The sequence below is a fragment of the Pseudarthrobacter sp. S6 genome (assembly GCF_050156575.1).
Taxonomy (GTDB): domain Bacteria; phylum Actinomycetota; class Actinomycetes; order Actinomycetales; family Micrococcaceae; genus Arthrobacter.
This window is the reverse complement of record NZ_CP189581.1, coordinates 3,021,518-3,042,612: the sequence shown is the minus strand read 5'-3', so window position 1 is coordinate 3,042,612 and position 21,095 is coordinate 3,021,518. Positions and strand designations below refer to the sequence as shown.

15 protein-coding genes and 2 tRNA genes are annotated in these 21,095 nt (G+C 65.0%); 11 read left to right on the top strand and 6 right to left on the bottom strand.

Annotation, left to right across the window (positions count from 1 at the left end; genetic code table 11):
• The first annotated feature begins 37 nt into the window (after positions 1-37).
• On the top strand, positions 38-2,173 hold the full coding sequence (locus tag ACQCS0_RS14475; protein WP_354153474.1) for an ATP-dependent DNA helicase UvrD2: 2,136 nt from the start codon (positions 38-40) through the stop codon (positions 2,171-2,173).
• Positions 2,170-2,784: a M48 family metallopeptidase gene (locus ACQCS0_RS14470; protein ID WP_354153475.1), complete on the top strand. Its 615-nt coding sequence runs from the start codon at positions 2,170-2,172 to the stop codon at positions 2,782-2,784. Before ACQCS0_RS14475 ends, ACQCS0_RS14470 begins: the two co-directional genes overlap by 4 nt.
• A gap of 108 nt (positions 2,785-2,892) precedes the next feature.
• On the opposite strand, the gene ACQCS0_RS14465 is transcribed toward ACQCS0_RS14470, so the two are convergent.
• Positions 2,893-4,311, bottom strand: coding sequence for a zinc-dependent metalloprotease (locus ACQCS0_RS14465; protein WP_354153476.1), 1,419 nt, complete (start codon positions 4,309-4,311; stop codon positions 2,893-2,895).
• 131 nt (positions 4,312-4,442) lie between these two features.
• On the opposite strand from ACQCS0_RS14465, the gene ACQCS0_RS14460 reads away from it, so the two are divergent.
• The 5 genes from ACQCS0_RS14460 (at position 4,443) to ACQCS0_RS14440 (ending at position 10,223) form a co-directional block, all read left to right on the top strand.
• Complete coding sequence (locus ACQCS0_RS14460; protein WP_354153477.1) at positions 4,443-5,636, top strand: S16 family serine protease; 1,194 nt, start codon at positions 4,443-4,445, stop codon at positions 5,634-5,636.
• Between the two features lie 136 nt (positions 5,637-5,772).
• Complete coding sequence (locus tag ACQCS0_RS14455) at positions 5,773-8,781, top strand: UPF0182 family protein (protein WP_354153478.1); 3,009 nt, start codon at positions 5,773-5,775, stop codon at positions 8,779-8,781.
• An 80-nt stretch (positions 8,782-8,861) separates the two neighbouring features.
• Positions 8,862-8,935 (top strand) — tRNA-Met (locus tag ACQCS0_RS14450).
• 148 nt (positions 8,936-9,083) lie between these two features.
• Positions 9,084-9,160: transfer RNA gene (locus ACQCS0_RS14445), tRNA-Met, on the top strand.
• Between the two features lie 130 nt (positions 9,161-9,290).
• On the top strand, positions 9,291-10,223 hold the full coding sequence (locus ACQCS0_RS14440; protein WP_354153479.1) for a hypothetical protein: 933 nt from the start codon (positions 9,291-9,293) through the stop codon (positions 10,221-10,223).
• Here the strand turns inward: ACQCS0_RS14440 and ACQCS0_RS14435 are convergent.
• The 3 genes from ACQCS0_RS14435 to ACQCS0_RS14425 form a co-directional block, all read right to left on the bottom strand.
• Positions 10,213-11,688 (bottom strand): deoxyribodipyrimidine photo-lyase, encoded by a 1,476-nt coding sequence (locus ACQCS0_RS14435; RefSeq protein ID WP_354153480.1) that lies wholly within the window; start codon positions 11,686-11,688, stop codon positions 10,213-10,215. The two genes, ACQCS0_RS14440 and ACQCS0_RS14435, sit on opposite strands and share 11 nt — an antisense overlap.
• Positions 11,689-11,832: 144 nt before the next feature.
• A complete protein-coding gene (locus ACQCS0_RS14430) occupies positions 11,833-12,618 on the bottom strand; it encodes a PspA/IM30 family protein (protein ID WP_354153481.1) in 786 nt (261 codons plus the stop codon).
• A gap of 110 nt (positions 12,619-12,728) precedes the next feature.
• Positions 12,729-14,774: a TPM domain-containing protein gene (locus tag ACQCS0_RS14425; RefSeq protein ID WP_354153482.1), complete on the bottom strand. Its 2,046-nt coding sequence runs from the start codon at positions 14,772-14,774 to the stop codon at positions 12,729-12,731.
• Between the two features lie 286 nt (positions 14,775-15,060).
• Between ACQCS0_RS14425 and ACQCS0_RS14420 the strand changes: the two genes are divergently transcribed.
• The 4 genes from ACQCS0_RS14420 (at position 15,061) to ACQCS0_RS14405 (ending at position 19,427) form a co-directional block, all read left to right on the top strand.
• Positions 15,061-16,608, top strand: a complete 1,548-nt coding sequence (locus ACQCS0_RS14420; RefSeq protein WP_354153483.1) for a trypsin-like peptidase domain-containing protein — start codon at positions 15,061-15,063, stop codon at positions 16,606-16,608.
• Between the two features lie 268 nt (positions 16,609-16,876).
• The gene (locus ACQCS0_RS14415; protein WP_354153781.1) at positions 16,877-17,677 is read left to right on the top strand and encodes an electron transfer flavoprotein subunit beta/FixA family protein; all 801 of its coding nucleotides are present in this window, start codon (positions 16,877-16,879) and stop codon (positions 17,675-17,677) included.
• A gap of 14 nt (positions 17,678-17,691) precedes the next feature.
• Positions 17,692-18,645 (top strand): electron transfer flavoprotein subunit alpha/FixB family protein, encoded by a 954-nt coding sequence (locus tag ACQCS0_RS14410; protein WP_354153484.1) that lies wholly within the window; start codon positions 17,692-17,694, stop codon positions 18,643-18,645.
• A gap of 2 nt (positions 18,646-18,647) precedes the next feature.
• A complete protein-coding gene (locus tag ACQCS0_RS14405; protein WP_354153485.1) occupies positions 18,648-19,427 on the top strand; it encodes a PIG-L deacetylase family protein in 780 nt (259 codons plus the stop codon).
• 115 nt (positions 19,428-19,542) lie between these two features.
• Here ACQCS0_RS14405 and ACQCS0_RS14400 read toward each other — a convergent pair whose 3' ends face one another.
• Together ACQCS0_RS14400 and sigK are read right to left on the bottom strand one after the other, a co-directional pair.
• Positions 19,543-20,421: an anti-sigma factor gene (locus tag ACQCS0_RS14400; protein WP_354153486.1), complete on the bottom strand. Its 879-nt coding sequence runs from the start codon at positions 20,419-20,421 to the stop codon at positions 19,543-19,545.
• A 1-nt stretch (position 20,422) separates the two neighbouring features.
• Positions 20,423-21,031, bottom strand: coding sequence for an ECF RNA polymerase sigma factor SigK (gene sigK / locus ACQCS0_RS14395; protein ID WP_354153487.1), 609 nt, complete (start codon positions 21,029-21,031; stop codon positions 20,423-20,425).
• Positions 21,032-21,095: the final 64 nt, after the last annotated feature.

Here is a 21,095-nt window from a genome sequence, read left to right as displayed (position 1 = left end):
AGCACGTGGCAGTCGCGACAACAACAGAGCAGCAGAAGTGACCACAGAGAATTTTGACAGTGCCGAGTCCCTTGAGGAACGAATCCTTGGGGGACTTGACGCTGAACAGCGCGAGGTCGCCAGCACGCTGAATGGGCCGCTGTGCGTCCTTGCAGGTGCCGGCACCGGCAAGACCCGGGCCATTACGCACCGGATTGCCTATGGCGTGCACTCAGGGGTGTACAGTCCCCAGCGGCTCCTCGCCGTGACGTTCACCGCCCGGGCCGCCGCGGAAATGCGTAGCAGGCTGCGGGACCTCGGCGTGGGCAGTGTCCAGGCGCGCACCTTCCACGCCGCCGCCCTGCGGCAACTGCAGTTTTTTTGGCCGCAGGCGGTCGGCGGCACGCTGCCCAACCTGCTGGACCACAAGGCCCAGATGATCGCTGAAGCGTCCCGCCGCCTGCGGCTCAGCACTGACCGCGCGTCCATCCGGGACCTCGCCTCCGAAATCGAGTGGGCCAAGGTCTCCATGCTGACCCCTGCCAACTACCTGGAGAACGCGCAGGGCAGGGGAACTCCGGGCGGGTTCGATCTCACCGCCGTCGCCCGGGTCTTCCAGTCCTATGAGGACGTCAAGACCGACCGCAACGTCATCGACTTCGAGGACGTACTCCTGATCACAGTCGGGATCCTGCAGGAGGACCAGAAAGTCGCAGCCACCGTCCGCGAGCAGTACAGGCATTTTGTGGTGGATGAGTACCAGGACGTTTCGCCGCTGCAGCAGCGACTCCTGGAACTGTGGCTTGGTGGGCGGGACGAGCTGTGCGTAGTGGGCGATGCGAGCCAGACGATCTACTCGTTCACCGGCGCTTCGCCCAAACACCTGCTGGGATTCAAGGCCCAGTACCCCGAGGCCAATGTGGTCAAACTGATCCGGGATTACCGTTCCACGCCGCAGGTGGTCAAGCTGGCCAACGACCTCCTTGCCGCCCGTCGCGGCGGCGGGCCGGTGGCTGATGCTGCCTGGGCGGCTCCGCTGCAGCTGGTGGCCCAGCGGCCGGCCGGGCCCGTCCCGCAGTTCACCGAATGCAGCGACGATGAAGCCGAAGCCGCCACCGTGGCCATCAAGATTCAGGAACTGCTCGACGCCGGCACTCCCGCCAGCCAGGTGGCTGTCCTTTTCCGCACCAACGGACAGTCCCAAGCCTACGAACAGGCGCTCGCGGCGGCCGGAATCAGCTACCAGCTCCGTGGAGGTGAGCGTTTCTTCGCCCGCAAGGAAGTGCGCGACGCCATCCTTCAGCTGCGCGCGGCCACCAGGGCCGTCGCTGAAACCGCGACACCGGAACCTCTCGGCCAACTGGTCCGCGATATCGTGGCCTCGCTGGGTTACACGGAGGCTCCACCCCATAACGGCGGCGCGCTGCGCGAACGCTGGGAGTCCCTGGCCGCGCTAGTGGCTCTTGCGGACGAGCTTGTCCACGTCCGGGGCGAGCAGTTCAGTCTCGGTGACTTTGTTAATGAACTCCAGGAGCGGTCCCTCGCCCAGCATGCGCCCACTGTCCAGGGTGTGACGCTGGCTTCGCTGCACGCCGCCAAGGGTCTCGAATGGGACGCCGTGTTCCTGGTGGGCCTCTGCGAAGGCCTGATGCCCATTTCCTTCGCGGACACACCCGAAGCCGTGGATGAGGAGCGCCGGCTGCTCTACGTGGGCATCACGCGGGCCCGCGAGCACCTGTCACTTTCCTGGTCCACGGCACGCACGCCGGGCGGCCGGGCCAACCGCAAACCCTCACGCTTCCTCGACGGGCTCCGGCCCAACTCGGTTGCCAGTTCCAGCGCCCGCGGAAAAGGGCCGGCACCGCGCCGGAAATCGGCGGCCCCCGCCACCTGCAGGATCTGTGGAAGCATGCTGGCGAGTGGCGCCGAACGGAAGGTGGGCCGCTGTAACGACTGTCCTCCCAGCTACGAAGAACAGACCTTCGATGCCCTTCGGCAGTGGCGGAAGGAAATTGCATTGGCCGCGGAGGTGCCGGCGTTCGTGGTCTTCACGGATGCCACGCTGACCGCCATCGCAGAGGCCAAACCGTCCACACTGGAGGAACTGGCGGCGCTGGCAGGCGTGGGTCCGTCCAAACTGGAACGCTACGGCGAGGACGTGCTGCGGGTGCTCGTCGAAAGCACCACCCTGTGACCCGGCGGCCGGCAGGACAGGACACCCTTCCCCTCACCACCGCAGACGGGGCACGCGTTGAAGTGCGGCGGTCGGCGCGCCGGACCAGGACCGTGGCCGCCTTCTGGGAGAACGGCACGGCAGTGGTGGCCATTCCGGCCCGTTTCACCGCGGCGCAGGAGTCTGAATGGGTGCACCGCATGCTGGAGAAACTGCACCGCCAGGGGGAGCGGCGCTCCCTCATAGGAAGTAAGCAGCCAGCCACAGATACTGCGTTGGCCGCCCACGCCGCAGCCCTTTCGGCCCGGTACTTCGGCGGCAGGGCAATCCCGACGTCGGTCCGCTGGGTCAGCAACCAGAACTCGCGCTGGGGCTCCGCGACGCCGTCGGAAGGTTCCATCCGGCTCTCCGACAAGCTCAGGCCCATGCCGCAGTGGGTCATCGATTATGTTCTGTTGCACGAACTCGCCCACCTGCTGGTGGCCGGGCACAATGCCGCGTTCTGGAAGCTCTTGGAGGCCTACCCTGACACGATGCGGGCCAAGGCATTCCTGGAAGGTGTTTCCTTCGCCACCTCCCGGGGCCTGACCGCTGGCAGCAATGATTCAGAGGGTCCGGACTGCCCGTTCTAGTGGCGGAGGGGTTCGTCATCCACCAGGGGCCAGCAGATGTCGCGGCCGGCCGCCTCGGAGAATCCGGCCAATGACACCGACATCATCAGGAACGAACCCGCGGTCCGGCTAAGCCTTGGGCTGGTCACCGTCGCCAGTGGGCTGTTCCCCGTCGCCAGCGTCGGAATCATCCTGCGGCGCGTCGTCGAAGCCGCCGCTCAGCAGCTTCTGCAGGGCATCGTCCACTTCGGTGTCGCTGGCCTCGGCCAGCTTGCGGCGGCCGCTGAAGCCCTGCGGGTCATCGAGGTCCTCGGCGGTGGGGAGGAGGTCCGGGTGCTGCCAGATGGCATCGCGTCCGGCAATACCGCGCTCGTCCCTAAGCGCGGCCCACAACGTGGCCGCCTCGCGCAGGCGGCGGGGACGAAGTTCCAGTCCCACGAGGGAAGAGAACGCGTGCTCCGCCGGACCGCCGGTGGCACGGCGGCGCCGGACTGTTTCCCGGAGCGCGCCGGCGGAGGGCAGCAGTTTCTCCGTGGCCGCAGCGGTGAGTTCGTCCACCCAGCCTTCAACGAGGGCCAGGGCGGTTTCCAGTTTTTCCAGCGCCTGCTCCTGTGCAGGGGTCCGCTGCGGCATAAAGACACCCTGGGAGAGTGCTTCCTGGATGCCTTCAGGGTTGCTGGGGTCCAGGTCGCGGGCCAGCTCTTCAATCCTGGATGTGTCGATGTGGATGCCGCGGGCGTAGGCCTCGATGGCGCCGAGCAGGTGGCCGCGCAGCCAGGGCACCTGGACAAACAGCCGTGTGTGGGCGGCCTCGCGGACGGCCAGGAACAGCCGGATGTCGTTCTCGGGGAGGCTCAGGCCCTCGCCGAACTTGGTCACGTTGGCCGGCAGGAGCGCCATTTCCAGGTCGGCCAGGGGAACGCCGATGTCGGTGGAGCTGACAACCTCGGCGGACAGTGCGCCGATGGCCTGCCCGAGCTGCATCCCGAAGATCGCGCCGCCCATGTTCTGCAGCATGGACGAGGCCCCGCCCATCATGGACTTCATCTCTTCGGGCATCTGTTCGGTCATGGCGCTGGAAAGAGCGTTGGCGATGCTGTTGGCTACGGGCTCGGTCAGCCGCTTCCACGTTCCCAGGGTGGCTTCGACCCACTCAGCGCGGGACCACGCGCGGCCGATCAGGCCGGTGGCAGGCAGGTCGGTCACGGGATCCAGCCACAGTTCAGCCAGCCGCAGGGCCTCGTCGACTTCGCGGGTCTGCAGGGATGTGACGGACGGGTCGGCGCTGCTGGCGGCAACCCGGCGGGCGTTCTCGTGCGCGAGCTGCCAGTTGACGGGCCCCTCGGACGGGGCGCTCATCATGGCCTGGACCTGGGAGAACATCTGGGCCAGGAGATTGGGGTCGTTCGGCAGGCCGGCTGCCTTTGCGAGTTCGGCAGGGTCGAAGTTTTCCATGCCCTTGCCGCCCATCAGGTTCTGCAGCATCTCGGTCAACGGATCCTTCGGCGTATCGTCGCCGTTGGATGGATTGAGTGGGTTGGAGGTCATGATCCCGCCGATCGTCGGTGTGACTGTTCACTTCACGGTACCCCGGGCCGGAGCGGCTGTCTGCCGGACAGGCGTCACGTTCGCTGTAGGCAAAGAGCCGGCCGGAGGCGGCACCGCGTACTGTTGATTCAGTGACTACAACCCGCGGCGATCATCCGCATGAGGACCACGATCCAGAGTTCGACGCCGGCACCACAGCGAGTGCCGCAGCACCCGGAACGGGCCTTGCCGGCATCCCGCCGACCGGGCAATATGCCCCACGCAGCTCCCCGCCAGAGGACCGGCGGGTGTCCGTGATGATGCTTTCCGGCGTCCTGGCGCTGGGTCTGGGGATCGCGGCCGTAACCGTCCCGGTGCCCTATGTTGTGGAGTCACCCGGACCCACCTTCAACACAATCGGCCAGAGCCAGGGCAGTCCTGTCATCAGCGTGAGGGGCCACGAAACCTATCCCGCCCAGGGAAACCTGGACCTGACCACCGTTTATGTTGACGGCGGCCCCAACGGCCCGGTGAGCGTTCTGGGTGCCTTCGCCGCCTGGCTGGACGGGTCCAAGTCCGTTCACCCTTTGGAACTGCTGTACCCCAGCGGCACCACGAAGGAGCAGGCCGACGAACAGAGCTCCGTGGCCATGACCTCGTCGCAGGAGAACGCTGTGGCCTCGGCGCTCAAGGAGCTTGGCATTCCCTTCGGCCAGCAGCTCCAGGCTGCGGGGCTGCCTGATGGTTCGCCGTCGGCCGGCAAGGTTGAGGACGGGGACATCTTTGAATCGATCAACGGCAAACCCATCACTTCGCTTGCTGTTGTGCAGGAGGAACTTGCCGCCGGCAACGGAGCGCCGGCCACCCTGGTGGTGCAGCGCGCAGGGAAATCCGTCACACAGACCATCACCCCCATGAACAACGGTGCGGGCCGCTACATTCTCGGCGTCATGCTCAAGTACTTGTTCACGTTTCCGTTCGACGTGAAAATTTCCCTGGACAAGGTGGGCGGGCCCAGCGCTGGGCTGATGTTTTCGCTGGGCATTATCGACACGGTGACACCGGGGGACTTGACCGGCGGCAAACATGTCGCCGGAACGGGGACCATCACCCCCGACGGCACCGTAGGTCCCATCGGCGGCATCCGGCAGAAGATGCTGGGCGCGCGTGCCGGGGGAGCCACCGTATTCCTCGCCCCGGCAGAAAACTGCGACGAAGTTGTGGGCCATGTGCCGGAGGGACTGCAGGTGCTCAAAGTGGAGAACATCGCAGAGGCGCGCCACGCCGTCGAACTCGCCGGATCCGGGCAGGACACGGGCGCTTTGCCGGTCTGCGCCAGCAACTAGACTGAGGCCAGGAACTAAGCTTTACCGCCACTCGTGGCAGATGTGACGGACGTTGCCACACGCTTGACCGGTGCCGGACGTCAACCGCACGCACGCTTCTCATGTAAACCTGACGACCAGCTATGAGGTACCGAGTTTGTCCCGTCCTACCAGCCCCATCCCGCCCGGAAGACCCCCCTCGCGACGCGGGGCCCTAACGCCCACGCTGATCGTTGTTGCCATCGTAGTGGTGGGCTTCATCTTCTTCGCCAACGTCTGGACTGACGTCCTCTGGTACCGGCAGCTCGGCTACTTCGAAGTGTTTGTGACGGAAAACCTCGCCCGGATCGGGATCTTCCTCGCCGGCTTCGCGCTTATGTTTGCGGCCGTCTTTTTTGCCATCCGGGTTGCCTACCACGCACGGCCGGTGTACGCACCCGACTCCGAGATGCGTGACAACCTGAACCGCTACCAGGCCCAGCTTGAACCGGTCCGCCGCGTCGTTATGGTGGGCCTGCCCATCCTGTTCGGACTGTTCGCGGGCAGCGCTGCGGCCAGCCAATGGCAGAAAGTGCTGCTGTTCTTCAACCAGGAGCCGTTCGGCCAGAGCGATCCTGAGTTCGGCCTGGACATCAGCTTCTACCTCATGACTCTTCCGTTCCTGGGATTCGTCACAGGGTTCCTGATCAGCGTGGTGGTGGTGGCCGGCATCGCCGGAATCCTCACCCACTACCTTTATGGCAGCATCCGGCTGATGGAACGCGGCGTGTTCACCAGCCGCGCGGCGCAGATCCACCTCGCCGTAACCGGTGCAGCCTTCCTGCTCCTGCTCGGCACCAACTTCTGGCTGGACCGCTACGCCGCCTTGCAGAACAGCGGCGGGCGTTGGGCTGGCGCACTGTACACGGACGTGAACGCCGTGATCCCCACCAAAGCGATCCTCGCTGTGGCTGCAGGCCTGGTGGCCATCCTCTTCATCATCGCTGCAGTCATTGGCCGCTGGCGCCTGCCCGTTATCGGCACGGCAATGCTCATCATCACCTCAATCCTTGCCGGCGGTGTGTACCCGTGGGTCATCCAGCAGTTCCAGGTCCGTCCTTCCGAGCAGACGTATGAGAAGGACTTCATCGGCCGCAACATCGAAATGACCCGGGCCGCCTATGGCCTGGACAAGATCCAAGTGAACCGCTACGACGCTACGAACACCGCCAGCACCGGTGCGCTGGCTCCTGATGCACAGACCACAGCCAACATCCGGCTCCTGGACCCCAACCTGATTTCCGACGCGTTTTCCCAGCTGGAGCAGTACCGCCCGTACTACCAGTTCCCAGATGCACTTAACGTGGACCGCTACGAGGTGGACGGCAAGATCCAGGACACCGTCATCGCCGTGCGCGAGCTGAACCCGGCGAACATCGCCACAAACCAGCAGGGTTGGCTCAACCAGCACGTCGTCTACACGCACGGCTACGGCGTGGTGGCGGCCAAGGGAAACAAGTTCACCGTTGACGGCAAGCCGGAGTTCCTGCAGTCGGGAATTCCATCAACCGGAGTCCTTGGCAATGACTCCACCTACGAGCCACGGATCTACTTCGGCGAAAATTCCCCAGAGTACTCCATTGTCGGCGCGCCGGCGGGATCCCCTCAGCGCGAACAGGACAGGCCCTCCGGCAAGGAAGGGGACGCGGAAACCCAGTACACCTTCACCGGCAACGGCGGTCCCAATGTGGGCAGCTTCTTCAACAAGGTCCTGTACTCGATCAAGTTCCAGTCCTCGGATCTCCTCCTCTCAGACGGGGTCAACGCTGAATCCCAGATCCTGTACGACCGCAGCCCGCGTGCCCGGGTCGAGAAAGTCGCGCCGTACCTGACGGTGGACGGCAACGCCTACCCGGCCGTTGTTGACGGCCGCGTCAAGTGGATCGTGGACGGCTACACCACCAGCCAGTACTACCCTTACTCGCAGCAGGAGCAGCTCTCCGCTGCCACCACGGACTCCCAGACCACCTCAGGCCGGACCGTTGCTCTTCCCAACAGTTCGGTGAACTACATCAGGAATTCAGTGAAAGCCACGGTTGATGCCTACGACGGCTCGGTCACCCTCTATGCGTGGGACGACCAGGACCCGATACTGAAGGCGTGGCAGAAAGTCTTCCCCACATCGCTTAAGCCGTACTCAGAGATGTCCGGGGATGTGATGAGCCATGTCCGCTACCCGGAGGACCTGTTCAAGGTGCAGCGCGAGCTCCTGGGCCGGTATCACGTCACTGATCCCGTGAGCTTCTACAAGAGCGACGAAGTGTGGAGCGTTCCGAACGACCCCACCGTAAAGACCGACGTCAAGCAGCCTCCGTTCTACATGTCACTGCAGATGCCCGACCAGAAGCAACCGGCCTTCCAGCTCACGTCCTCCTTCATTCCGCAGATCGTGAACGGCACTGCCAGGAACGTCCTCTATGGCTTCCTGGCGGCGGACTCTGACGCCGGCAACCAAATGGGCGTCAAGGCTGACACCTATGGGCAGTTGCGATTGCTTCAGATTCCCCCCGCAACGCAGGTTCCGGGCCCGGGACAGGCCCAGAACAAGTTCAACTCGGATCCCACGGTGTCCCAGGCTCTGAACCTTCTGCGGCAGGGTGCCTCCGAAGTGCTCAACGGTAACCTGCTGACGCTGCCTGTGGGCGGCGGCATCCTGTACGTGCAGCCGGTCTACCTGAAGTCAACCGGCGAGACGTCCTACCCCACCTTGCAGCGTGTGCTGGTGGCCTTCGGTGACAAGGTCGGTTTTGCGCCGACCCTGGATGAAGCGTTGAAGCAGCTGTTCAACGGAGATTCGGGCGCCTCTGCCGGCGATTCGGCCAATAACGGCCAGACCCCGCCCCCTACGGGGACCACACCGCCGGTGAGCGCAGGTGCCCAGGCTGACCTGAAGGCCGCGCTGGATGAGGCGAACGCTGCCATCAAGGCCGGCCAGGCAGCCTTGGCAGCCGGCGACTTTGCAGCTTATGGGGAAGCACAGAAGAAGCTGGCTGCGGCCCTGCAGAAGGCGATTGACTCCGAGGGCAAGATCCCGGCGCCGGCCCCCGAAGCCACGCCGTCGCCCGGGGCGACCCCATCGCCGGAAGCTAAATCAACGGCGACGCCCTCGCCTGCAGCCAGCAACTAGGGGGTTTGACCCAGCGAGACGCACATCACGCCACCAGGATTTGGCCTCCCGTTCACCGAACGGTAGAGTTGATCTTGCGACGCGGGGTGGAGCAGTTCGGTAGCTCGCTGGGCTCATAACCCAGAGGTCACAGGTTCAAATCCTGTCCCCGCAACTGGCGGAAAAGTCCGGATTCTGGAAACAGAATCCGGACTTTTTGGTTTAACCGGACCCGTCTCAGGCAGGCAACCTCGGTGTTGAAGTGACCCTTAATCACGATTGGTTTTTACCTACTCCAAAGTACGGTAGTGTTGTTCTTGCGACGCGGGGTGGAGCAGTTCGGTAGCTCGCTGGGCTCATAACCCAGAGGTCACAGGTTCAAATCCTGTCCCCGCAACCATGGAGAAGACCCCGACCGGCATGACGCCGGTCGGGGTCTTCTTTTGCCCGATTACACGTGGTTCCTAGTATTCTCGTTCGCAAAGCCCTTTGAGCACCTGGTCAGTCATTCTCGAGAGGAATGTTGTTCGATGTCCACACCCACGAAGAAGCCCGGCTCCTCGACAGGCAAGCGGTCCGGGCTCTACTGGGGTGTTCCTGCCGCGCTCGTAGTGCTGGTGCTGGTGGTGCTGCTGGCGAAATGGATGACGGGCCTTCCTGCGGTGGCCTCGTTCCTGGCGGACTATCCGGGGCATTCGGAACTCCCTGAGGGCGCGCCTGTCGGATTCCCGACGTGGCTGGCCTGGCAGCATTTCCTGAATGGTTTCTTCCTGCTGCTCATCATCAGGACCGGCTGGCAGGTGCGGACCACCAACCGCCCCACCGGCCACTGGACGCGCAACAACAAGGGCCTGCTCAAGACCAGGAACGCGCCCACCAAGATCACGTTGGAGCTTTGGTTCCACCTGACGCTGGACGCACTGTGGATCCTCAACGGACTGGTGTTTGCCGTCCTCCTGTTCGCGACAGGACAGTGGACCAGGATCGTCCCCACCAGCTGGGATGTCTTTCCCAACGCGCTGTCCGCAGCCTTGCAGTATGCATCCCTGAACTGGCCCACCGAAAACGGCTGGGTCAACTACAACGCCCTGCAACTGCTGACCTACTTCCTTACCGTCTTCATCGCTGCGCCGCTTGCCTTCATCTCGGGCATCCGGACGTCCTCCGCCTGGCCCAAGAAGGCTGCCGCGCTGAACAAGGCGTACCCGATCGAGCTGGCGCGGGCCATCCATTTCCCCGTCATGATTTACTTCGTGGCATTCATCGTTGTGCATGTCTTGCTGGTGTTCGCCACCGGGGCCCTGCGGAACCTGAACCACATGTACGCAGTGTCCGACGGCGACGGCTGGCTCGGCTTCTGGATCTTCCTTGTATCCGTGGCCGTGATGGTGGCGGCATGGTTCCTCGCCCGGCCCATCTTCCTGCGCCCCATTGCTTCCCTGATGGGCAAAGTCAGCCGCTGATTTCCGGGCCGGTGGGCCCGTCCCGGCCTGGCTGGTCCTCCCGAAGCTTCTGATAGGTCGCCAGCGCACGCTCCCTGGACTCGGGGAGACCCACCACGGGCGCAGGGTAGCCCTGGGCATCGGGATGCTTCCACGGTTCGTGGATGGCCTTGCGGTCCATCTGCGCGAGCTCCGGAAGGAACGCGCGAAGGTACCGGCCCTCGGCGTCGAACTTCTTGCTCTGCGTTACCGGATTGAAGATCCGGAAGTACGGGGATGCGTCGGCGCCTGAGCCTGCCACCCACTGCCAGTTAGCGGGGTTGCTCGCCGCATCGGCATCCACCAGGGTGTCCCAGAACCACGCCTCGCCCAGGCGCCAGTCGGCCAGGAGGTTCTTGACGAGGAAGGACGCCGCGGCCATCCGGACCCGGTTGTGCATCCAGCCCGTCTGCCACAGCTGCCGCATCCCCGCGTCCACCAGCGGATAGCCGGTTCGGCCCTGCTGCCAGGCGCCCAGTTCCGCCGCGGTGGGTTGCTGCCACTCGAACCGGTCGAAGTCCGGCCGATAGTTTCGGGTAGCCAGCTGGGGGTTGGCATAGAGCAGCTGCCAGCAGAACTCCCGCCAGCCCAGCTCGGAACGGAAGATCCCGACGTCGGGCGTCGTCTCGCGGGGGAAGTGGCGGCGGAGCTCGTGCCAGACGCGAAACGGACTGATTTCACCAAATCGGAGGTGGGGGGACAGCCTGGAGGTGCCGTCCACCCCGGGTATGTCGCGCCCGGTGCCGTAATCCTGTGCGGGCCCGTCCAGGAAGTCCTCAAGCCTGCTGTGTGCTCCGGCCTCCCCTGGTTCCCAGGTCGCAGCCAGTCCGCCGCTCCAGTCCGGCGAGACGGGCAGCAGTGACCACTCCGCCAGTGCGTCGCTGCCGGCCTGCGTCTTCGACCCGGCAGCGGCAGGGGAGGGCAGGCCGGCCGGTGCATCCAGTGGCCCTCGGGGCTCGCCGGACGCTGTGCAGGCCCGCCAGTAGGGCGTAAACACCTTGTAGGGGCCGCCTGTTCCGGTGGTGATGGTCCACGGCTCGAAGAGCAGGTTGGCCTGGAAGCTGGCGGCTTCGATGTCATTCGCGGTTGCCCAGGCCTTTATATCGGCGTCCAGGGACCGCTCGGGACCGCCGTAGCGCCGGTTCCAGAGCACATGCCGCGCGCCGGTTTCGGCTATGAGGTCCCGGATCACTCGGCGGGCAGGTCCGCGCCGGAGGGTGAGTGCGGACCCGGACTCGGCAAGCGCCGCTGCCAGGGACGTCAGCGAGTGGTGTAGCCACCAGCGGGCCGCGGCTCCCAATGGACGGATTCCGGGGGATTCCTCGTCGAGGATGTAGACCACCGTGAGCGGGAGGCCGAGTTTGACGGCGTGGGACAGTGCGGGGTTATCGTCCAGCCGAAGGTCGTCACGGAGCCAAACTAGGGAGGATGAGACGAGGGAAGCCATGGCCTCCACGCTACACATCCGCGACCACGGCCGCACCGGGGCCGGTTGCACTACCGGTGGGAGGTGCTGTCCGGGCATAGCAAGGGCCGGGGTTCATGATGAACCCCGGCCCCGGCTGGCCCGCTCAGCGGCGGACGCGGCTGGCTACAGCTTGTCGAAGCCGGCTTCGTCGACTGTGGACTCGGACCTCGCGCCGGAAGCGCCGATGGCCGGTTTGGCACCGCCGGATTTCAGCGCTGCCAGGCGTGCCTCGATTTCCACCTGCTCGCCAAGATCTTCCAGCTGATTGAACTGGGCGTCCAGGCTCGACGCGGCAAGCTCCTGCTGGCCGCGGACCTTCGCCTCTTCGCGGCGGATTTTCTCTTCGAAACGGCCAACTTCGCTGGTGGGATCCATGAAGTCGATGCTCTTGATGGCATCGTGCACCTGGGACTGTGCCGCGGCCGTCTTGGAGCGGGCAACCAGCTCGTTACGCTTGCTGGTCAGCTCGTTGAGCTTGCCCTTCATCTGGTCCAGGCCCGACTTGAGCTTGTCCACTACCTCGGTCTGCGAGGCGATGCTCGGCTCAGCACCCTTGGCTTCGCTTTCCGCGGACATCTGGCGCTGCAGGGCTACCTTGGCGAGGTTGTCGAACTTCTCGGCGTCTACGCTGTCGCCGGCGCTGCGGTATTCGTCAGCCTTGCGAGATGCGGCGAGGGCCTTGTTGCCCCAGTCCTGGGCGTTCTTGATGTCCTCGCGGTAGTCATCCTGGAGCATACGGAGGTTGCCGATGGTCTGGGCGACTGCGGATTCAGCCTCCGCAATGTTGTTGGTGTAGTCCCGGACCATCTGGTCCAGCATTTTCTGCGGATCCTCAGCATTGTCCAGCAAAGTGTTGATGTTTGCCTTTGCCAGCTGTGCGATCCGGCCGAAAATGGACTGCTTAACCATGGTGTTACCTTTCGTCCTGCTCAATGGTGGCCACTGAGATCAGTGAACAGTTGTTGTACCGCTTGTTTCGCCGGCAGGGTGATCCCGTCCGGCGCCTAGCCTGTGATGGGTCAGAAGTCCCCGCCGCCGCCGGAATCGCCGCCCCAGCCGCCGCCCATATCGCCGCCGCCGGAGTCACCGCCCCAGCCGCCGCCGTCACTGTGGCCACCGCCCCAGCCTCCGCCGCTGCCGCCATTGAGGATGGAGTTGATGAGGATACCGCCAAGGATGGCGCCACCGAGGCCGCCACCGCCTCCGCCGCGACCGCCGAACATGCCCCCGCCGCCGAAGCCCTGGTTGGCGTAGCCACCAAAGTTGTCGACGTCGGCCTGGGCGAGCTGCGCTGCCTGGGCCGCGAGGGCGTGGGCCTGCTGGGCGTACGTGAGGGCAGTAACGGGATCGTTGCGGGAGATGGACAGCGCGTAGTCGAGGTTGCGCTGGGACTCGGCGAGCCGGGTACGGGCTTCCGTGCCTACGCCGCCACGACGGGCAGTGATGTAGTCCGACGTGGCGCCGATCTGGGCCTGGGCCGACATGATGGTCTGCTGCAGTGACGCCTGGGCGCGGCGGGCCTGGTCCTGCTGGTTCCGGATGCCGGTGAGGGACTGGTCCAGCGCCTGGTGCGCCGTCTCAACCCGCCGCAGGGTGGCGATGGGATCGATCTTCCCGCCCTGGATTTCGGCCTTGACCTGGCCCAGCGCGGCTTCAACGCCGGCCACCGGGCCGGCCAGTTCGGGGTGTTCGCCGGACTGAATCATGGCCTTCGCCTGCGCGAGGTCCTGGGAGGTCTCAACGACGGCCGCCTCCAGGCCGGTACGGGCTTCATCAAGGCTGGCAGAAACCTTGGCGATGGCGTTCAGCAGCACGTTGGTCTGGTGCAGGCTCTCTTCAGAGGCCCGCACGGCGACCGCGGCGAGGCTGCCCTCGCCTGCGGTGAGCTTCTCCTGGGCGGTGGCCGTGGCATTTTGCACAAAGGCCAGCCGTTCCTTGGCTTGGGTGATGTTGTCAGCGACCTGCACCAGCGCACTGTCTGCATACTTGGCACGCAAAGCCGTCAGTGACTGTTCGGCGCTGGCGATCTTGGCGTCGGCTTCGTGGGCTCCGGCGCTGATGGCCGCCAGTGCCTGCGGGGCGTTCTTCTCGAGCTCGCGGAGCGAATCGAAGTCGGCCTTCTGTTCCTGAAGCGAGCTAAGCGCTGCCTCTGAGCGGCGGATGATTTCGCCGAGCCAGCTGCGCTGCTGTTCTTCCGTGTCCGGAATGTGGTCGTCAAGCTGCTGCTGGAGCTTGAAGGATTCGGACATGTGGGCTTTGGCTTCGGCCAGGGCCTTGGTGAAGTTCCCCACCGCGGCATCGCCGTACTGGGCCTCCGCGAATCCGAGTTCCTGTTCGCTGGACTTGATGGCGTCGTCGGCCTCGATGATCAGCGAGCCGCCCTTACGCCGGAGTTCCTCGATGCTGAGCGAGGCCAGCGGATCGAGCTCGGCACCCTGGGGACCGTAGCTGGCGCTGGACGACAGAGCGGCCTTCTTGCGCCGGTTGCGGAGGTACAGATAGGCGCCAGCCCCACCGGCGGCTACGACGCCTACGCCGACGAGGACCCCAGCGCCGGCCCCGTCACCTGGGACGTTGCCGTTGCCACCGCCTGCGGCATCGCCGATGGCTGCAGCGGCGTTAATTGCCGCTTGGGCGTAGTCGTCATTGGCCAGCTGCGGGCCGATGGCTTTGCTCTTGATGTTTTCAATTTGGGCGGTGGTGATCTTGCTGCCACCGGGTTTATTCAGGATGTACTGCCTGGTCTCGGTAGCCACCGCAAAAATCAATGCGTTAGGTCCGAGGTTGGCCTTTTTGGCTACTTCGTCCGTCCACGCTTCGCGGTCGGTTGGGTTTTCGAACTTCTTGACCGTGACAACATGGAGAACGGTGGCGTGATCGGTCCCCAGCTTCTTGATTGCTTCCTGTACATCAGCCTTCTTCGAACCGAGAACGCCGGCAGAGTCCACAATCTTGGTCGCCGGATCCAGCGTCACGGGCGGTTCAGCCCAGGCCGCCCCGGCAGGAACCGCGAGCAGCCCGGTCAGGCCGATCACGGCGAGGATACGTTTGAACTTTGACCGCATGTGCAACCCTTCAGCACGACTGACACCGATTCGGGACGAATGAGCGTCTCAGAATGCAGCAGCGCCCCCACGCGTGGTGCAAAGCCGCAGGTCGCTGTGGCATTTCCTTTTGATTCTATGGTGCACCTCCTGGTGCGTCCACAGCGGCGAATATGCCACCAGCGAAACCCCCGGAAGAGCCTGTTGGCAGCGGAATTCGGCCTCCCAGCAACCTCCCAGCCAACGTTCGCCCCAGTTCCAGCCAGACGGTACATAGTTAATGCAGACGAGGATGAAAGGAAGTCCAATGACTGAGAACCCAACCCAGGGTGCAGCGCCGGAGAACCGCAAACCGGATGAGAACCGGAATGCGGACCAGAGCCCTGCGGAGGTCCGCAGTGACGCTACCGGTCAGGCTAATCCGACCGAACAGCTGGACAGATCCGGTGCACCCGATAACCCCACCCAGCCGCTGCCGGGTGCGGCCGGTCCGGGTTATCCTCCCCGCGAGCCCTTCCATGGCCAACAGACACCGAGCCAGCACAACCCAGGTCAGCACAACCCGGGCCACAACGGTCCGGGCCCGTACAACGCAGTCCCATATAACGCGGGCCCGTACAACGCTGCCCCGAACCCGGCCGACGCGCCCCGCCGAAAAGCCTCGTTCGGCGTCGGCACCCTGGTGGCAAGCATCCTGGCCGCCGGCCTCGTGGGTGGCGGCGTAGCCACAGTGGGTTCGGGCAACCTCTTCAACAGCGGATCCTCGTCGGCGGCGAGCAGCAGCAGCCAGCCTGACACCGTCATCGTGAACAACAGGGACGACGTCAACGCCATCACGGCAGCAGCGCTGAAGGCTTCCCCCAGCGTGGTGACCATCAGCGCTTCCAGCGGCAGCTCCGGCGGGACCGGCTCGGGCATCGTCCTGGACGACCAGGGCCACATTCTGACCAACACGCACGTGGTGACCCTGGATGGCCAGAGCGCCAACGCGGCCCTTGAGGTCCGCACCAGTGCGGGCAAGGTCCTCAAGGCCACGCTCGTGGGCACCGACCCGCTGTCTGACCTGGCGGTCATCAAGGTGGATAACGCGTCCGGCCTCACCCCTGCGACCCTCGGAGATTCCGGCAAGCTCAATGTGGGTGACACGGCCATCGCGATCGGCTCCCCGCTTGGCCTGACCGGCACCGTTACCGACGGTATCGTCTCAACGCTGAACCGGACCATCAGCGTTGCCTCGTCGGCGGCACCCAAGAACGGTGACAGCAGCTCGCAGGGCGGCGATCAGGGCTTCCAGTTCGCGCCGCCAAACGGTGGCCAAGGCCAAAGCACCGCAAACCAGGGGTCCATCTCCATCAATGTGATCCAGACGGATGCCGCCATCAACCCCGGCAACTCCGGTGGTGCCCTGGTCAACAGCAAGGGCGAGATCATCGGCGTTAACGTGGCCATCGCGTCCGCTGGCTCCGATTCCGCGTCGAGCGGCAACATCGGTGTGGGCTTCAGCATCCCCATCAACAACGCCAAACGGGTGGCGCAGGAGATTATCGACACCGGCAAGGCATCCCACGGCCAGTTGGGTGTCAGCGTTCGGGACAAGTCATCCAGCGGGACCACCTCAGGGTTCTCCGTCGGCGCTGACGTGGCCACGGTAGAGGCAAACTCAGCGGCAGCCAAGGCAGGCATCAAGGTGGGCGATGTGGTGACCAAGTTCAATGACCTGGTCATCAGCGAGCCCAACCAGCTGACCGCGGCCGTCCGCGAGCAGGCCGGCGGCTCCACCGTCAAGCTCACGGTCCTGCGCAACGGTCAGGAACAGACGTTCGACGTCACGCTTGGCACCGCAGCGGACCAGTAGGGACTGGGCAGCAGGACGAACGGCCAACCATAAACAGCGGACGACGGCGGGGCTCACCAAGGTGATCGCCGCCGCCGTCGTTCGTGTTCCCCGTGTTCCCAGTGCGCGCAGGGCAGGGCCGTGACACAGGCGTTAACGGGACGGCAACGGGGGACGGCTATATGGTTAGCTAGGATCTACCCGTACCCCGGGCGTTCCGAGGCCATGACCCTATCCGGCTGGCTGTCCACAAGCATGGAAGGCTGCTGTAAATACAGTGGAAGAGACATTGAAGATCATCGTCCTGGTCAAGCATGTACCGGACGCACAGTTTGACCGTCACCTCACCGGCGAGGGCTACACGACGGACCGTGACGAAAGCATCCTTTCCGAGCTGGACGAGTACGCTCTTGAGGCCGCTTTGCAGCTGGCTGAGGCCCGCGGTGGCGCCAAGGCCGGCAACCAGGTCATTGCGCTGAGCATGGGCGCGTCCGGTGCGGTGAACGCGGTGAAGAAGGCACTCCAGATGGGCGCCACCGAAGGTGTGCACCTCACCGATAGTGGGCTGGCAGGTTCAGATGCCGCCGCCACGTCGCTGGCGCTCGCGGCCGCCATCCGCCACCTGGGAACCGGCGCCCCGGTGGACCTTGTCCTCACCGGCATGGCGTCCACCGACGGCGAGACGTCATTGGTGCCGGCCCAGCTCGCCGAGCGACTGGGCCTGCCTCAGGTCACCTTCGCGTCTTCGCTAACGGTCGACGGCGGGCGGCTCACCGCGCGCCGCGACGCTGACACCTACTCGGAGACCGTCGAAGCTTCGCTGCCCGCGGTGGTCTCCGTGACGGACCAGATCAACGAGCCGCGCTACCCTAACTTCAAGGGCATCATCGCGGCCAAGCGCAGGAGCATCACTACCCTGTCCCTGGCCGACATAGGAGTTGATCCCGCGCACGTGGGGCACGCCGGATCCTGGACCACGGTAACAGCTGCCGAGGAACGCCCGCCGCGCACGGCTGGAACCATCATCACCGACGAAGGCGACGCCGGAGTCAGGCTCGTCGACTTCCTGGCCGCCCAGAAGCTGCTCTAAGAGGGATCACAGACATGGCAAACGTACTCGTATTCATTGACAACCCCGGCGACGCCCTGAAGAAGAGCACCCTCGAACTGCTTACCCTGGGACGCTCCCTCGGCGAGACCGCTGTTGCCCTGAACGGCGAACTGCATCAAGGTGTTTCGGCCACGTTCGCCGAATACGGCGTCAGCGCCGTTTTCCGGCCCTCCGCCCAGGACCTGGATGACTACCTTGTCTCGGCGAAGGCAGCCTATCTCGGTGCTGCCGCCAGCGCAGCCGGTGCGGACACGGTCCTCCTGGACAACTCGCCCGAAGGCAAAGAGATCGCAGCGCGGCTCGGCATCCGGCTCAACGCCGGCGTCATCACTGACGTTGTGGCGGTTGACGCCGATGGTACGGCGCACAAGTCGGTCCTCGCGGGTTCCTACACCACCGCTGCCAGGGCCACCACGGCGGTTTCCGTCCTGACGGTGAAGGCCAACAACGTCACGCCCGAGCCAGCATCCGTGGTTTCCGCTCCGGAGACGTCCACCATCGAAGTGCCGGCGGATGCCACCACCACGGCGGCCCGCATCACCGCCCGCGAGCTGAAGGTGGCCAGCGGCCGCCCTGATCTTTCGGACGCCCGCATCGTGGTGGCCGGCGGACGCGGCGTGGACGGCGACTTCGGTCCCGTGGAGCAGCTTGCGGACGCCCTCGGTGCTGCCGTCGGCGCCTCCCGTGCAGCCACGGACGCCGGCTGGATCAGCCACGACGCCCAGGTTGGCCAGACTGGCAAGACCGTGTCGCCCCAGCTGTACATCTCCGCCGGCATTTCCGGAGCCATCCAGCAGAAAGCCGGGATGCAGACAGCGAAGGTCATCGTGGCCGTGAACAAAGACGCCGATTCGCCGATCTTCGAAATCGCTGATTTTGGCATCATCGGGGACCTCTTCGACGTCCTTCCGCAGGCCACCGAAGAAATCAAGAAGCGAAAAGGCTGACCTTGGCCCACGCCGCTGCCTCAGCACAGAGCCCGTTCGACCCGGACATCCACCGGATTGGGCGGGTGCTCTGTTTCGCCGCCCATCCGGACGACATCGACTTCGGTGCGGCCGGCACCATCGCCGCCTGGACGGCCGCGGGGATCCAGGTCAGCTACTGCATCATGACCGACGGCGACGCGGGCGGCTTCGACCCTGCGCAGCGGGTGGAGATCATCGCGCTACGGGCGGCCGAGCAGCGCCGGGCCGCCGCACTCGTGGGTGTAACCGAAATCCACTACCTCCATGAGCGCGACGGCTACCTGGAACCGACGCATGAGGTGATGAAGGGTGTGGTCAAGCTGATCCGGCAAATCCGTCCCGACGTCGTGCTTTCCATGCATCCGGAACGGAACTGGAACCGTCTGCAGAAGAGCCACCCGGACCACCTCGCTGTGGGGGAGGCGGTGACCCGGGCCGTCTATCCTGCAGTGGAAAACCCGTTCGCCTATCCCGAGCTGGCTGAGGCCGGCCTTGAGGCTTATAAGCTGCCGTGGCTGTGGCTCTACGCCGGGCCGGAGGAGCGCGAGAACCATGTTGTGGACGTTACCGACCATGTGGACGCCAAGCTTGAGGCAATCCACGTGCACGTGAGCCAGCATCCCGACGTCGCGGCCATGGAATCAGCGGTGCGCAGCGGCATGCACGCGAATGCCCGGCGTGCGGGCTTTGTCGAGGGCCGCAGCGCCGAAGCATTCCACGTGGTTGCCGTCAACGGCCCAGGGACGATCGCCGGGTTCTAGGATTTCCGGTGGTGGCGCGGCTGGCCTTTGGCGCAGCCCCTGAGTTTTTGTCCAGATAACGTGCCCTAAACGCCGTCTGAGGCACATTATCTGGACAAAAACTCGAAGGGTTTGCTCAGGCGCCCAGAGGTGCGGCAGCCACGGTGGGGAATGTCGGGGTGGCCGAGCCACCCACAGGCTCCACGGTGATGCCGAGCGCTGCAGCGGACGCAATGCCTTTCACCACAGCAGGCTTCGACAGGGCAGCTTCGTCCATCAGGCCCTGGGAAACCGGTGCCGAGCCGTCCTTCGGGATCAGCCACATCTGGTAGACCTTGCCGGCCGGCGGCGCGGGTACACCGTTCATCTTGACCACCACGGCATCCTTCGATGAAGAAATCAGCACGGTGGCAGTGCCGCCGGCGGAGACGGGTACGGATGCTTCGCGGACGTCGCCGGCCCGGACCACCTGGTTCAGGGGGTCGTTCTGGTCTGCCATGTACGCACCCACTCCCACGCCACCGAGGGCGATCACGCCGGCGGCTGCCACAGCGGTGAGCCAGCGGCGGGCGCCGGCGGGCCGGCGTCGTTCTTCCCGGCGGACCCGGGCCGCAGCGAGCTCATCCGAGCCATCTGCCGGCGACTGTGTTGCCGGCGTGGCCGTGGCGGCAGGGGCCGCTGTGACTGCGGCGGGCCCATCGGCTGGCAGCTGCGCGAGCGACGGCAACTGCGACACGATGCGGGCGAAAAGGTCAGCGGGAGGCTCGGCCTCAGCCGTGAAGGACGTCGCGAGAGTCTCCCGGGCCTGGCGGACACGCTCAAAGAAGGCGCTGCGCTCGGCGTCGGGCGAGGCCGAGATATAGCGCTCAATAGCGGCGCGTTCGGTATCGGTGATCGCGTCCAGAGCATAGAGCTCGGCGAGATCCACGGCCCGCCCGGATTCGAGGTCGGCAGCGATCTCAGTTCCGAAAGAGCTTGGACGGCGGGGGCCTCCCTGACTATTCATTTCTGTCATCTCAACTCACCCCCAGACAGGTTTTCAAGCGGATCAGTCCGTCGCGGATGCGGGACTTGATGGTGGGTACTGCTGCGTTTAGCTTTTCCGCGACTTCGCGGTAGGTGAGGCCGCCGTAGTAGGCAAGCCGCACGGATTCCTGTTGTGTATCGGTCAGCGTTTCCAGGCACCGGACCACTGCCTCGGCCTCGAGCCTGCTGTCCACCTCGGCGGAGACGGAGTCGTGGTCCACGTCCTGGCTGCTGGCACCGTACTTCGCCTCGCGGTCGGTGGCCGACTGCGAGGAACGGACCTTGTCCACGGCCCGGCGGTGCGAAATGGTCATCAGCCAGGAGAGCGGACTGCCTGCTTCCGGGTTGAACTTCGCGGCGTTTTGCCATACTTGGAGGAAAACCTCCTGCGTGCTGTCTTCGCTGAGTTCGGGATCGATGAGCACTCGCCGGGCCATGCCGAAAACCCGGCGGGATGTCAATTGGTAGAACTCGGCAAACGCGGCCTGGTCGCCGCCGGCTATGCGTGCCAGCAGCCCGGCCAAGCGCTTGCTGAGATCCGCCGGTGTGTCTGTTACTGCGGCCGGGGCCTCGTAGTTTGGCCTATTCGGAGTTTCCATCACTACCCAGCATAGGTCGCCCGGCGGTAAAACCTGAGCATTCCGTCCGGTGCTGCCCCAGGGA

What these genes read in the sequence shown, in the direction of transcription:
- ACQCS0_RS14465 (WP_354153476.1), bottom strand. Translation starts at nt 4,311, where the DNA reads ATGACCTCCAACCCACTCAATCCATCCAACGGCGACGATACGCCGAAG.
- ACQCS0_RS14440 (WP_354153479.1), top strand. Translation starts at nt 9,291, where the DNA reads ATGTCCACACCCACGAAGAAGCCCGGCTCCTCGACAGGCAAGCGGTCC.
- ACQCS0_RS14435 (WP_354153480.1), bottom strand. Translation starts at nt 11,688, where the DNA reads ATGGCTTCCCTCGTCTCATCCTCCCTAGTTTGGCTCCGTGACGACCTT.
- ACQCS0_RS14430 (WP_354153481.1), bottom strand. Translation starts at nt 12,618, where the DNA reads ATGGTTAAGCAGTCCATTTTCGGCCGGATCGCACAGCTGGCAAAGGCA.
- ACQCS0_RS14425 (WP_354153482.1), bottom strand. Translation starts at nt 14,774, where the DNA reads ATGCGGTCAAAGTTCAAACGTATCCTCGCCGTGATCGGCCTGACCGGG.
- ACQCS0_RS14420 (WP_354153483.1), top strand. Translation starts at nt 15,061, where the DNA reads ATGACTGAGAACCCAACCCAGGGTGCAGCGCCGGAGAACCGCAAACCG.
- ACQCS0_RS14410 (WP_354153484.1), top strand. Translation starts at nt 17,692, where the DNA reads ATGGCAAACGTACTCGTATTCATTGACAACCCCGGCGACGCCCTGAAG.
- ACQCS0_RS14400 (WP_354153486.1), bottom strand. Translation starts at nt 20,421, where the DNA reads ATGACAGAAATGAATAGTCAGGGAGGCCCCCGCCGTCCAAGCTCTTTC.
- sigK (WP_354153487.1), bottom strand. Translation starts at nt 21,031, where the DNA reads ATGGAAACTCCGAATAGGCCAAACTACGAGGCCCCGGCCGCAGTAACA.